The following is a 13,560-nucleotide window of genomic DNA, read 5'->3' as shown; positions in this document are numbered from 1 at the left end:
GCCCCGGCAGGCGGCCGGTGGATGGCCTTGTCGCGGAACGCAGACCGACGATGCCGGGAAGGTCCGTTTTCTGTGCTGAGGTGACAAACACCTGCGGGAAACCGTGTGCCCCGGCGGGTTGTGCGGCTTCCCGCGCGCGGCGTAGCGTCCCGTCTGACGCTGTGGCCACACCCGGCCGCTCGCGTCCCCGCAGTGCGGCGGGCCGCAGGGTCGCGGCCGTCCCCGGCACCCCCGGTCTTGAGGCTCCGGTTCTTGGACCACTAGTCTCATAGACGCCGTAAGTAACGATTGTCTTACAACGTCGCATTTAGCCGCTGATCTGGGTCGGAACCCCTTCCATTTGGACGGGGGGCCGCTACGGTAGTGGCACCCGTCACGGCTACCGGACGGTAGCAATGCGGCGGACACGCGGTGTGACGACGGAACGCGGCGTGGAGACAGAACGCGGTGTGACGACAGAAAGAGCCTGAGTGCTACTCGCTCATTGGTTCGGGATTCCCCCGGCCTGGACGAAAGGTGACGAGTGGGCGTCGAGATCAGAGTCGAGGGCCTGACGAAGTCCTTCGGCCGCCAGGTGATCTGGCAGGACGTGTCGCTGACCATTCCCGCAGGTGAGATCTCCGTTCTCCTGGGTCCGTCCGGCACCGGAAAGTCGGTCTTCCTGAAGTCCCTCGTGGGGCTGCTCAAGCCCGACCGCGGGCACATCTGGGTCGGCGACAGGGACCTGCCCTACCTGCCCGAGTCGCAGCTGTACGACACCCGGAAGCTGTTCGGCGTCCTGTTCCAGGACGGCGCCCTGTTCGGCTCCATGAACCTGTTCGACAACATCGCGTTCCCGCTCCGCGAGCACACCAAGAAGTCCGAGTCCGAGATCAAGCGCATCGTCATGGAGAAGATGGACCTGGTCGGTCTTCTCGGTGCCGAGCACAAACTTCCCGGCGAGATCTCCGGCGGCATGAAGAAGCGCGCCGGCCTGGCCCGCGCGCTCGTCCTGGACCCCGAGATCCTGCTGGTGGACGAGCCGGACTCCGGCCTCGACCCGGTCCGCACCGCGTTCCTCAACCAGGTGTTCATCGACCTCAACGCGCAGATCGGCGCGACGTTCCTGATCGTCACCCACGACATCAACACCGCCCGCACCCTCCCGGACAACATCGGCCTGCTTTACCAGCGGCACCTGGCGATGTTCGGGCCGCGGGAGATGCTGCTGTCCAGCGAGGAGCCGGTCGTCCGGCAGTTCCTCAACGCCAGCAAGATCGGCCCGATCGGCATGTCCGAGGAGAAGGACGAGTCCGAGCTGGAGGCCGAGGCGAAGATGGGCCACGACCCCGGCAAGCTGCCGCCGATCCCGCCGCAGCAGATGCCGAGCAACGGGCTGATCCGCGCCGGCATGCACGCGCCCGGCGCGTGGTGCGCGGCGCACGGCGTCACGCCGCCGCCCGGCTCGTTCGTCGACGACCTCGGCCGCAACTGGGTGGAGGAGTGGCCCCGGTACGTGGCGTCCATGACGCCCGTCGGCACTCCCGCCGGCGGCGCGCACGGGGCGCCCGGCGGCATGCCGCCCGCCGGTCCGCCGCCCGGCGGTCCCGGGGGAGGGTTCCCCGGCACCCCGCCGCCCGGCCGGCCGGGAGCGGGTGCAGGCTACTGATGTCCACTCCTGGTATCGGCGCGGACCAGCGAGGGGCAAGGAAGGGCGGGGGCTCTTCGGCGACGTTCCGCAAGATCGGGGACGGCGCGGCCAACGTCGCGATCAAGGAACCGGGACGGTTCTTCGCCCTGTGCCTGGACACCGGCCGCGCGTTGTTCCAGTGGCCGTTCCAGTGGCGCGAGTTCATCCAGCAGGCCTGGTTCATCGTCAGCGTCACCGTCGTCCCCACGATGCTGGTCGCCATCCCCTTCGGCGGCGTGCTGTCCCTCCAGGTCGGCGGGCTGATCCGGCAGCTCGGCGCGCAGTCCTACACCGGCGCCACCGCGGTGGTCGCGATCGTCCGGGAGGCCAGCCCGCTGGTCACCTCGCTGCTGGTCGCGGGCGCCGCCGGGTCGGCGATGTGCGCCGACATCGGCTCCCGGAAGATCCGTGAGGAGATCGACGCCATGGAGGTGCTGGGCATCAACCCCCTGCACCGCCTGGTGGTGCCGCGGATGCTCGCCTGCGCGTTCGTCGCGCTGTTCCTCAACGGGCTGGTCTCGGTGGTCGGCCTGCTGGGCGGCTACTTCTTCAACGTGATGCTGCAGGGCGGCACCCCCGGCGCCTACCTGGCCTCCTTCAACGCCATCGCGCAGCTGCCCGACCTGCTGCAGGCCGAGTTCAAGGCGTTCGTCTTCGGCATCACCGCGGGCCTGGTCGCCGCGTACAAGGGCCTGAACGCCAAGGGCGGGCCCAAGGGCGTGGGCGACGCGGTCAACCAGACCGTCGTCATCACGTTCATGCTGCTCTTCCTGGAGAACTTCCTGATCTCCACGCTGTACTTCCAGTTCGTCCCGTCGAAGGGGATGTAGATGGCTGCCCCTGGCAAGACGGGCAAGGCGGCCCGGCGGGTGGTGAGCGCGCCGCTCGACCGGCTGGACGACTTCGGCCACCAGATGTCGTTCTACGCCCGCGCGTTCGCGTGGGTGTTCCGGGTGCTGCGCCGGTACCGCAAGGAGGTGCTGCGGCTGCTGGCCGAGGTGAGCCTCGGCACCGGCGGCCTCGCGGTGATCGGCGGCTCGGTGGTGATCGTCGGGTTCATGACGTTCTTCACCGGCAGCCAGGTCGGCCTGCAGGGCTACGAGTCGCTGAACCAGATCGGCACGGCCGCGTTCACCGGGTTCGTCGCGTCCTACTTCAACACCCGCGAGATCGCGCCGCTGGTGTCGGCGCTCGCCCTGTCGGCGACGGTCGGCTGCGGTTTCACCGCCCAGCTCGGCGCGATGCGGATCTCCGACGAGATCGACGCGCTGGAGGTCATGGCCGTCCCGTCGATGCCGTTCCTCGTCACCACCCGGATGCTCGCCGGAATGATCGCGGTCATTCCGCTGTACATCGTGGGCCTGCTCGCCTCCTACGGCGCGACCCGGGTCATCGTGACGATGTTCTACGGCCAGTCGACCGGCACTTACGACCACTATTTCCATCTGTTCCTACCGCCGTACGACATCTTGTGGTCGTTCGGAAAAGTGATCGTCTTCGCGGTGCTGGTGATGCTGATCCACTGCTACTACGGCTACCACGCCTCCGGCGGCCCGGCGGGCGTCGGCGTCGCGGTGGGCCGCGCGGTGCGCACCAGCATCGTGGTGATCAACGTGGTCGACCTGATGCTCGGCATGGCGATCTGGGGCACCACCACCAGCGTCAGGATCGCGGGGTGATCACCGATGAGTGAACGGTTGCGTTACCGGGTGCTCGGCGCGTCGATGGTCGTCGTGATCATCCTGCTGCTCGCGCTGACCGTGGCGCTGTACAACAAGGCGTTCACGCCGACGCTCGACGTCAAGGTGCGGACGGAGCGGGCGGGGCTGCAGCTGCTGCCGCACTCCGACGTGAAGATCCGCGGTCTGATCGTCGGGGAGGTGCGCGGCACCGACGCCGACGCGCGGGGGGCGACGCTCCACCTGGCGCTGGACCCGGGCAAGGCGAAGCTGATCCCGCGCAACGTCCAGGCGCGGCTGCTGCCGAAGACGCTGTTCGGCGAGAAGTACGTGGACCTGGCGGCCCCGGCGCAGGCGGGCCCGCTCGGACTGCGCTCGGGCCAGGTGATCCAGCAGGACCGTTCCCAGGCCGCCGTCGAGATCGACAAGGTGCTGAACGACCTGCTCCCGCTGCTGCAGGCGGTGAAGCCGGCGGAACTGAACGCGACGCTGAACGCCCTGGCGACGGCGCTGCAGGGCCGCGGCGACCAGATCGGCCGGAACCTGGAGGAGGCCGACGAGCTGCTGCGGAAGGTCAACCCGCAGCTCGGCACGCTGGTGCACGACCTGAACGGTCTGGCCGACGTCTCCGACATCTACAGCGCCGCGGCACCCGACCTGTTGCAGACGCTCCGCAACCTCAACGTCACCAGCCGGACGATCACCGACAAGAAGGCGACGATCGAGCAGCTGATCCCGGCGACGACCGCGCTGGCGCAGGACGGCGACGTGTTCATGCGGCAGAACGCCCCGAAGATCATCGGCTTCAACATCGCGAACCGGGACGGGCTGGACCTGGTCGCGCGCTACTCGCCGTCGCTGCCGTGCGTGTTCGCCGGGCTGATGAAGCTCAAGCCGGAGTCCCAGCGGGTGGCCGGCGGCAACGGATCCAAGACCTTCAACCTGACGATCGAGATCGTCAAGCCCGTGCCGGGCTACAAGTACCCGCTGGACAAGCCGGAGGCCAAGGACCAGCGCGACCCGCGCTGCTACGGGCTGCCGAACCCGAAGGTCCCGTCCCCGACCTACCTGGCGCTGGACGGCACGCAGGACGACCTGTGGTGGAAGAACCCCGACGACCCGAACGGCGGCGGGAGCCGCGGCCGGGCGCTGTCGAACGTCTTCGTGGACCCGGGCTCGATGAGCGAGAAGGACAAGATCAAGAACGTGCTCGGACCGGTGACGCGGACCCGCGCCGACCAGCTGTCCGACGTCGCGGCGCTGATGTTCGGGCCGCTGCTGGGCGACGGATCGGTGGTGACGGTCAAGTGAGGACGACCAGTGCGGCGATCAAGCTGGGGATCTTCGTGGTCGTCACCTCGCTGGCCACCGGCGTGCTGGCGATGACGATCTCCAACATGCGGTTCCGGGAGACGACCACCTACAAGGCGATCTTCTCGGACGTGACGGGCCTGCTCGACAACGACGACGTGCGCGTCGCCGGCGTCCGGGTCGGCCAGATCGAGCACATCGAGCTGTACCAGGGCGACAAGGCCGAGGTGACGTTCAGCCTCCAGAAGGAGGACGTGTTCAAGGCGGGGCTGCCCTCGTCCACCAAGGCCCAGATCAGGTACCGCAACCTGATGGGCCAGCGGTACCTGGCGCTGACCGACGGCGCCGGCCAGGCCAACGACTACCTCCGGCCGGGCGGGACGATCCCGATCGCGCAGACCACGCCCGCGCTGGACCTGACGACCCTGTTCAACGGGTTCCGGCCGCTGTTCCGCGCGCTGGAGCCCAAGGACGTCAACACGCTCGCGATGCAGATCGTCCAGGTGCTCCAGGGCGAGGGCGGGACGATCAACAGCCTGCTCGCACACGTGGCGTCGCTGACCAACACCCTCGCCGACCGGGACAAGGTCATCGGCCAGGTGATCGACAACCTGAACACCGTGCTCGGCACCATCGACGAGCGGCACACCGAGGTCAACCAGTTGATCACGGACCTGCGCGGGTTCGTCAGCGGGGTGTCGGGGGACCGCCGGGCGATCTTCGACTCGGTGGCGGCGATCAACGAGCTGACCGGCACCACCCAGGACCTGCTCGCCGACGCCCGCCCGGACCTCCGCGACGACATCGCGGGGCTGCGCAAGCTCACCGCCACGTTCGACGCGAACGGCAAGGAGCTCGACGCGGGCCTGCAGCGGACGCCGAAGCGGCTGGAGGGGCTGGTGAACATCTCCTCCTACGGCTCCTGGTTCAACATGTACATCTGCGGCCTCGACGCGCGGGTGCGGCTGCCGGGCGGACCGGTTTACCAGACGCCGGCGATCGTGAACGAGAACGCGAGGTGCAAGTAGATGAGGATCCCGTTCCGGGAACGCAACCCGGTCCCCATCGGTCTCTCCGCGTTCGCGATCATCATCGTGCTGGTGGTGCTGGCGATGAACCTGGAGAACATCCCGTTCATCTCCGGCGGCAGGACCCACACCGCCGCGTTCCGGGAGGCGGCCGGGCTGCGGGCCGGCGAGGAGGTCCGCATCGCGGGCGTCAAGGTCGGCAAGGTCACCGGGCTGGAGCTGGCCGGCGACCACGTCAAGGTCACCTTCCGGGTCGACGACGGCGTGCGGCTCGGCGACCGCACCGAGGCCGACATCAAGATCAAGACGGTCCTCGGCGCTCACTACCTCGCGCTCAACCCGCGCGGGCGGGGCCGGCTGGCCCGCAACATCCCGATCGAGCGGACCCACACCCCGTTCGAGGTCGTCCCCGCGATCAGCGAGCTGAGCCAGCGCGTCGGCGCGATCGACGTGCAGCAGGTCGCCAAGTCCTTCGACGTGCTGTCGGACACCTTCAAGAACTCCCCGGAGGAGGTCAGGGCCTCCCTGCAGGGGCTGCGCCGGCTGTCCAACACGGTCGCGTCCCGCGACGACGAACTGCACGAGCTGGCCGGCAAGGCCAAGGACGTCTCCAAGCTGCTCGCCGACCGCAACCAGGACTTCGCCAAGCTCGTCCAGGACGGCGACAAGGTGCTCCAGGCGGTGCAGGCCAGGCGCGAGGTCATCCACCAGCTGCTGATCAACACCGTGACCCTGTCGCAGCAGGTGAACGCGCTGATCAACGAGAACGACAAGCAGCTGCGCCCGATGCTGGACAACCTGGCCGAGGTCAACCGGATCCTGCTGAAGAACCAGAACAACCTGGACCGGATCCTCCAGCTGTTCGCGCCGTTCGCCCGGCAGTTCTCCGACGTGACGGGCACCGGCCGCTGGTTCGACTCGTGGATCCAGAACCTGATCCCGATCCCCGCCTCGATCCAGAACCCCCCGTCCGGCGGAGGCGCGACGACGAACAGGCAGGGCGCCCGGCCGGGCGGCGGATCGCCCGGCACCGGCAAGACCGGCAACAGCGACAACCCGTTGCCCTTCCTCCCGTGAGCAGGCAGGTCACCAGTGCGTAACTCCACGAGCATCCTCCGCCTGGGCGGCGCGATCCTCGCCGTCGCGGTGCTGGCCGCCGTGCTCCTGCTCGTCCTCCAGGAGCCGAAGCAGCGCCACATGACGGCGTACTTCACCAAGGCGGTCGGCCTGTACAAGGGCGCGGACGTCCGCATCCTCGGCATCCCCGTCGGCGAGGTCACCAGCGTCGAGCCCGTCGGCGACGCGGTGAAGGTCGAGCTGAGGTACGACGCCAAGTACAAGGTCCCCGCGGGCGCGCAGGCCGTGATCGTCAACCAGACCCTCGTCGCCGACCGCTACATCCAGATCACGCCCGTGTACAAGGGCGGCGCCGTCCTGGCCGACGGGGCGACGCTGGGCACCAACCGCACCGCGGTGCCGGTCGAGGTCGACGAGGTCGGCGGGAGCCTGAACGAGCTGTCCCAGGCGCTCGGCCCGCAGGGCGCGAACGCGCCCGGCGCGAACGGCCGGCAGGGCTCGCTGTCGCGGCTGCTGCAGGTCGGCGCGGCGAACCTGGACGGGCAGGGCGAGGACATCCGGCAGACGATCGCCGACGCGTCCAAGGCGCTCAGCACGCTGAGCACCGACCGCGGCGACGTGGCCGAGACGATCAAGAACCTGCGGATCATCACCGACGCGATGAAGGCCAACGACCAGCAGATCAAGTCGTTCTCCGGGCACCTCAACGGCGTCTCCGGGCAGCTCGCGGGGGAGAAGGAGGAGCTGAGCGCGGCCCTCAACACCCTGGCCCCGACGCTGAGGAACGTGCAGCGGTTCGTCAAGGGCAACCGCACCGAGCTGGCCGCCAACGTCCGGCAGCTCGCGCAGATCACCGGCGTGCTGGTCAAGGAGAAGGGCGCGCTCGCCGAGATCCTCACCGCCGGCCCGCTCGCCGTGAACAACCTGGCCCGCGCCTACGACCCGATCAGCGGCACGATCCACACCCGCGACAACTTCCGCCAGTTCCACGACCTGGCCGACTGGATCTGCTCGCTGGCGTACTCGGTGGGCACGCCCGCCAAGGAGTGCCTCGACTTCGTCACGCCGTACAACGGGATCGGCAAGGCGCTGACCGGGTTCAGCCTGGACCTGTCCTGGATCACCGCGCTGACCACGCACTACGACCCGGTGCCCATCCCGCCGGACGCCTACGGTCCGCAGGGCAGGCCCGGCAAGACGAGCACGACGAACAAGACCGCGGCGACCGGGACCCAGAAGAAGCCCACGGACATCACGGCGCTGCTGCCTGGAGGTGGCCGATGAGCAGGCGGTCGATCAGAAGGGCGCGGCTGCTCGGCGCCGCGGCGCTCGCGGGCGTGACGGCCCTGTCGGGCTGCTCGTTCAACGGCGTGGAGTCGCTGCCGCTGCCCGGCGGGCCCGACCTCGGCTCGCACCCGCGCACCGTCAAGATCGAGTTCGCGAACGTGCTGGACCTCGTCCCGCAGTCGGCGGTCAAGGTCAACGACGTGTCGGTGGGCAAGGTCGAGAAGATCGAGCTGGCGGGCGAGCCCGGCGGGCAGAGCGGGCAGGGCGGGCAGGGCGCCGGCTGGCACGCCGTCGTCACGGTCAAGTTCCGCGGCGACGTCAAGCTCCCCGACAACGCGATCGCGACGATCAGCCAGACCAGCCTGCTCGGCGAGAAGTTCGTGCAGCTCGAACCGCCGAAGAACGAGGCGCCGGTCGGAGAGCTCGCCGACGACGACCTGATCCCGCTGAACCGCACCTCCCGCGGCACCGAGATCGAAGAGGTGCTGTCGGCGATGTCGCTGCTGCTGAACGGCGGCGGCCTGGAGCAGGTCTCCACGATCAGCCACGAGCTGCAGGCCGCGATCGGCGGCCGGGAGTCCACGATCAAGTCGGTGCTCCAGCGGGTGAACACCTTCGCGGGGACGCTGGACCAGAACCGCGCCGCGATCACCCGGGCGCTGGACAGCATCGACCGGCTGACCGGCAAGCTGTCGGCCGAGCGCAAGACGATCCAGGACACCATCGACCGGACGGGGCCCGCGATCGCCGTCCTCAACCGCAACCGCGCCGATCTCACCAAGATGCTGGTCGCGCTGAACAAGCTCAGTCGCACCACCACTTACGTGATCAACCAGTCCAAGGCCGACATGCTGGCCAACCTGCGGGACCTCAACACGATCCTGCGCAACCTCAACAAGGCCGGCTCCGACCTGCCGAAGTCGCTGGAGACGCTGATCACCTTCCCGTTCCCCTCGACGTTCGAGAACGTCATCGCGGGCGACTACGGCAACGTGCGGCTGACGGTCGACCTGGACTTCGAGTCCATCGCGCAGAACCTGCTCGGCGGCACCGACCTGGAAGGGCTGCTCGGCAGCGGCAAGCAGATGCGCGGCATGCTCCAGGTCCCGAACGTGACGCTCCCGGACTCCCCGCTGGGCGTCCTGCCGCAGACGCCGGGCGGCGGCAGCCAGGGCGGGCTGCCCGGGCTTCCCGGCGGCACCACACAGACCCCGGGGAAGCCGGCCGGCGCGAACGGTCAGGGACGGCCGGGAGCGCTCGCGCCCGACCCTGGTGACGGCGGTCTGCGGACCCTGATGACGGGGGGCCTCTCGTGATCCTCAAGCGCGGCGTCATCGTCCAGCTCATCGCCTTCGCGGTCATCACCGTCGTCGGCGTGGCGATCGTCTCGGTCAACTACATCGGCATCGGCCGCGACCTGCTCGGCAAGCAGTACGTCGCCTACGTCGACCTCACCGACTCCGGCGGCGTGTTCACCAACGCCGAGGTCACCTACCGGGGCGTCCCGGTCGGGCGCGTCGGCCCCCTGGAGCTGACCAAGGACGGCATCCGCGTCAAGCTGCTGCTGGAGCGCGGAAAGCGGATCCCGCGCGAGGGCACCAAGGCCGTCGTGGCGAACCGTTCGGCGGTCGGCGAGCAGTACATCGACCTGGAGCCGACCACGAAGTCCGGGCCCTACCTGGACGAGGGCGACCCGTACACCATCCCGCGGAGCCGCACCACGCTGCCGGTGTCCACCGCCGAGCTGCTGCGCAACGTCGACTCCCTCGTCGGGTCGGTGAACACCAAGGATCTCGGCATCATCGTGGACGAGCTGAACAAGGCGTTCACCGGCTCCGCCTCGGACCTGCAGTCGATCCTGGACGACACCGACCGGCTGCTGAAGACCGCCAACGAGGCCTACCCCGACACCGAGCGGCTCCTGAACAACAGCGTGACCGTCCTCGACACCCAGCGCGGCCAGGGCGCCAACATCCAGGGCTTCGCCCGCAATCTGAACGCGCTGACCACCTCGCTCCGCAACGACGACCCGGCGCTGCGCAAGACCATCGACAGCGCGCCGGGCGCGGTGAACGAGACCCACCAGGCCATCAACCAGCTGGCGCCGACGCTGCCCGTCCTGCTGGCCAACCTGACCACCACAGGGCAGGTCATCGCGTCCCGCAAGGCCGGCCTGCGGTCGCTGTTCATCCTCTACCCGGTGACGGTCGCGGGCGCGTTCACCGTCACGCCCGGGGACGGGACGCAGCACCTGGGGCTCGACCTCAACATCGACGGGCCGCCCGCCTGCACCCAGGGCTACGAGAAGGTCAAGCACCGCTGGCCGCAGGACACCTCGAAGAAGAAGCCGCGCCTGGACGTCGGCTGCAAGGCGCCCGGCAACGCGCCCACGGCGGTACGCGGCGCCCGCAACTTCCCGCGCGACGCCATCGCGCCGTTCCCGCAGGTCCCGCCGGGCGCGACCACCGGCGCCGGGTTCCCCGAGGGCGGTGCGTACGGCACCCGCGGCGACGGCAGCGGCGACGGCGACGGCGGTAAGACGGACGCCAAGGGCTCCGGCAAGAGCAAGGCGAAGGCCGCGGAGGCTCCGACGGGCCAGCTCGCGGGCGGGAACCTGTACCTGTCGTATCCGGCCGGTTCAGTCGAATTCGCTGGATACGATCCAGCGACGGGCGCCGTCTACGGCCCCGATGGCAAGCGATACGTCATGCCGCGCAGCGCCGGTACACGCCAGTTGGGAGAGGAATCCTCGTGGAAGTGGCTCCTGCTCGGACCGCTGAGCCAGTGAGGCGGACACGATGAGGCGCCGTCTACCCCTCGTCACCGCGATCGTCCTGAGCGTCGTCGTGGTCGGGCTCGCCATCGCGTCCGGCTGGCTCGGCGTGGTCTCCCTCAGGAACAAGGACGAGGCCGACCAGAAGGCGAAGGCGATCCAGTCGGCGCGCCAGATGGGCGTCAACCTGATGTCGCTCGACGCCGCCACCGCCCAGCGCGACCTGGACCGCATCGTGGGCGGCACCACCGGCGACCTCAAGAACAAGCTGGGGAGCCAGTCGAACGCCTTCATGCAGCAGATCACCAAGGCCAAGGCCAGGTCGACGGTCAGTGAGGTCGACGCCGCGCTGGTCTCCATCGACGGCGACTCCGCCGAGGTGATGGTGTCCCTCACCGGGACCGTCACCAACGACAAGGTGCAGAACGGTACGCCGCAGGGCTACCGGTACCAGATGGACCTCACGCGGGTCGACGGCCGCTGGCTCGTGTCCGGACTGGAGGTTGTCCCGTGACGATCAAGGCGGATCGAGCGGCCAGGGCCGAGGAGGCCGCCGAGGCGGCGCGCCGGGCGGAGGAGGCCGCCGCGAAGGCGCGGGAGGCCGCGCGCCTCGCCCAGATCGCCGCGGACGAGGCGGCCGCCGCCGAAGCGGCCGCGGCGGACGAGGAGCCCGAGGAGCCCGAGACACCCGAAGGGGACGTCCCGGAGGAGACTTCTAAGGCCCTCAAGTCCCCCAAGAAGCCCCGTCGTGGCGGGAAGGCGTCTGAAGTCGCGTCCGACGGCGCCGATGCTGCAGGGGACGACTCAGCGGCCGAGACGGCCGACGAGGCCGTCGGCGACGACGACGTGAAGGCCGAAGAGGACGAGACCGAGTCCCTCAAGACGGCCAAGGCCACCAAGAGGGCCAAGACGGCCAAGGCTGCGAAGAGCGCCAAGACCACGAAGGCCCCTGAGGCCGAGGAAGACGCCGAGGCCGAGGCCGAGGACGGCACCGAGGCTGAGGAAGACGCCGAGGGCGAGGAAGACGGCGAGGACGCGAAGCCCGCCAAGGCCACCAGGACCAAGCGTCTGAACCTCAAGAAGCCCGCCGAGGACGACGAGGCCGAGGACGACGACGAGCCGGCGGGCCGGTCCCGGCTGGGCGGCAGGTCGACCGTGATCGCGGTCCTGGTCGTCCTGGCGGTCGCGCTCGCGGCCGGCACCACGGCGCTCGCGCTGAAGGTCCGCGAGCAGGACGCGACCGAGCAGGCGTCAAAGGAGGCCTCCTTCGCGGCGTCCCGCGCGGCCCAGAAGCTGTCCTCGTACGACTACCAGACGCTGGACACCGACCTGAAGGCCGCGTCCGCGACCACGACGGGCAAGCTGCACACCCAGTACGACAAGCTCGCCCAGCAGCTCAAGACCGTCGCCGTCCAGCAGCAGGCCGTCTCCAACACGACCGTGATGAAGGTCGGCGTCGTGAGCGCGACCCCCGACAAGGTCGTGGCGCTCGTCTACGCCAACCGGTCGTCGGCGACCAAGACCGACAAGCAGCAGCGCCTCCCCGAGCCGCTGCGGATCAAGCTGACGATGGTCAAGAAGGACGGCAAGTGGCTCGCGTCTGAGCTCACGGTCCTCTCCTAGCCGCCGCACGCGCCGGGCGTCGGTCTCGTGCCGGGCACCCGTCCGTCCGGGCCCGGACGCCGGTCTCTCCCGGAGTCTTCCGGACGGCTGCCACGGCGCATGGACGAGTCGCTGTTAACCCCCTCGGGCCGCGCCTAGACGAGGCCGCGGGTCGAGCGGTCCGAGGGCGCGCGACCCGCCGCCGTGGGCGGTTCGCGGGCTGTCAACCCGGATCCCTAAACTATGGCCTTCCTCACTGCAGGTCAGGGCCTGAAAAGTCCAAGTCCGCTCTTGACTGAGAGGCGCTGAGGGGCGATGCTCCATGGCAACGTGATGCATACTGCGGCGCTAGAGTTGCGAGCGGTGTACCGGTTCGGCTACACTGCCCCTTTGCGCTGCCCTCTGACTATCCACGTGTGAGAGCACACCTGTGAAGGTCCGGTTCAGGCCCCTATGAGGGTCCGGTTTGGACCTCTTTGAGCAGGTCTCGAACGTGGATCGTCTGGCGTGCGTGTCATCTGTTACGCCGCGAGCCCTCGGAAGGACCACTCTTGGCAGCCTCGCGCAACGCCTCGAATACCGCAACCGGTCCGAACCGCGTCTCCTTCGCGCGCATCAAGGAGCCGCTCGAAGTCCCGGACCTCCTTGCTCTGCAGACCAACTCGTTCGACTGGCTGCTGGGCAACGAGAGGTGGAAGGCCCGGGTCGAGGCGGCCCAGAAGGCCGGAAGTAAGAGCGTCCCGACGCAGTCGGGGCTGGAGGAGATCTTCGAAGAGATCAGTCCGATCGAGGACTTCTCCGGGACCATGTCCCTGTCGTTCCGGGATCACCGGTTCGAGCCTCCGAAGTACTCCGTGGAGGAGTGCAAGGACAAGGACATGACCTACTCCGCCCCGATGTTCGTCACGGCGGAGTTCATCAACAACACCACCGGTGAGATCAAGAGCCAGACGGTGTTCATGGGCGACTTCCCGCTCATGACCCCCAAGGGCACCTTCATCATCAACGGCACCGAGCGTGTCGTGGTCTCGCAGCTGGTGCGTTCGCCGGGGGTGTACTTCGACCGGGCGCTGGACAAGGCGTCGGACAAGGACATCTACGGGTGCCGGGTGATCCCGAGTCGGGGTGCCTGGC

General features: G+C 68.9%; 11 protein-coding genes and 1 pseudogene. All 12 read left to right on the top strand.

Going from position 1 to position 13,560, the window contains the following annotated elements; genetic code table 11:
- Positions 1–523: 523 nt before the first annotated feature.
- Positions 524–1,648, top strand: coding sequence for an ABC transporter ATP-binding protein (locus AB0K37_RS23045; protein ID WP_363984296.1), 1,125 nt, complete (start codon positions 524–526; stop codon positions 1,646–1,648).
- Positions 1,648–2,499: an ABC transporter permease gene (locus AB0K37_RS23040; protein WP_363984294.1), complete on the top strand. Its 852-nt coding sequence runs from the start codon at positions 1,648–1,650 to the stop codon at positions 2,497–2,499. The genes AB0K37_RS23045 and AB0K37_RS23040 overlap by 1 nt, the downstream gene beginning before the upstream one ends.
- Positions 2,500–3,348, top strand: a complete 849-nt coding sequence (locus tag AB0K37_RS23035) for an ABC transporter permease (protein WP_363984292.1) — start codon at positions 2,500–2,502, stop codon at positions 3,346–3,348.
- 6 nt (positions 3,349–3,354) lie between these two features.
- Positions 3,355–4,659 carry an MCE family protein gene (locus AB0K37_RS23030; protein WP_363984290.1) on the top strand — a complete coding sequence of 435 codons (1,305 nt, stop codon included), beginning with the start codon at positions 3,355–3,357 and terminating at the stop codon, positions 4,657–4,659.
- Positions 4,656–5,687, top strand: a complete 1,032-nt coding sequence (locus tag AB0K37_RS23025) for an MCE family protein (RefSeq protein ID WP_363984288.1) — start codon at positions 4,656–4,658, stop codon at positions 5,685–5,687. The genes AB0K37_RS23030 and AB0K37_RS23025 overlap by 4 nt, the downstream gene beginning before the upstream one ends.
- The gene (locus AB0K37_RS23020; protein ID WP_363984286.1) at positions 5,688–6,764 is read left to right on the top strand and encodes an MCE family protein; all 1,077 of its coding nucleotides are present in this window, start codon (positions 5,688–5,690) and stop codon (positions 6,762–6,764) included.
- Between the two features lie 15 nt (positions 6,765–6,779).
- A complete protein-coding gene (locus AB0K37_RS23015; protein WP_363984284.1) occupies positions 6,780–8,048 on the top strand; it encodes an MCE family protein in 1,269 nt (422 codons plus the stop codon).
- On the top strand, positions 8,045–9,367 hold the full coding sequence (locus AB0K37_RS23010; RefSeq protein ID WP_363984282.1) for an MCE family protein: 1,323 nt from the start codon (positions 8,045–8,047) through the stop codon (positions 9,365–9,367). Before AB0K37_RS23015 ends, AB0K37_RS23010 begins: the two co-directional genes overlap by 4 nt.
- A complete protein-coding gene (locus AB0K37_RS23005) occupies positions 9,364–10,839 on the top strand; it encodes an MlaD family protein (protein WP_363984280.1) in 1,476 nt (491 codons plus the stop codon). The genes AB0K37_RS23010 and AB0K37_RS23005 overlap by 4 nt, the downstream gene beginning before the upstream one ends.
- A gap of 10 nt (positions 10,840–10,849) precedes the next feature.
- A complete protein-coding gene (locus tag AB0K37_RS23000; RefSeq protein ID WP_363984278.1) occupies positions 10,850–11,338 on the top strand; it encodes a hypothetical protein in 489 nt (162 codons plus the stop codon).
- Positions 11,335–12,447 (top strand): hypothetical protein, encoded by a 1,113-nt coding sequence (locus tag AB0K37_RS22995; RefSeq protein WP_363984276.1) that lies wholly within the window; start codon positions 11,335–11,337, stop codon positions 12,445–12,447. The genes AB0K37_RS23000 and AB0K37_RS22995 overlap by 4 nt, the downstream gene beginning before the upstream one ends.
- A 530-nt stretch (positions 12,448–12,977) precedes the next feature.
- Positions 12,978–13,560: pseudogene (locus tag AB0K37_RS22990) on the top strand (DNA-directed RNA polymerase subunit beta); the annotation flags it as partial.

Source organism: Actinomadura sp. NPDC049753 (genome assembly GCF_040674655.1).
Taxonomy (GTDB): Bacteria; Actinomycetota; Actinomycetes; order Streptosporangiales; family Streptosporangiaceae; genus Spirillospora; species Spirillospora verrucosospora.
Note: the sequence above shows the minus strand (reverse complement) of the source record. Positions and strands in the feature narration are given on the sequence as shown.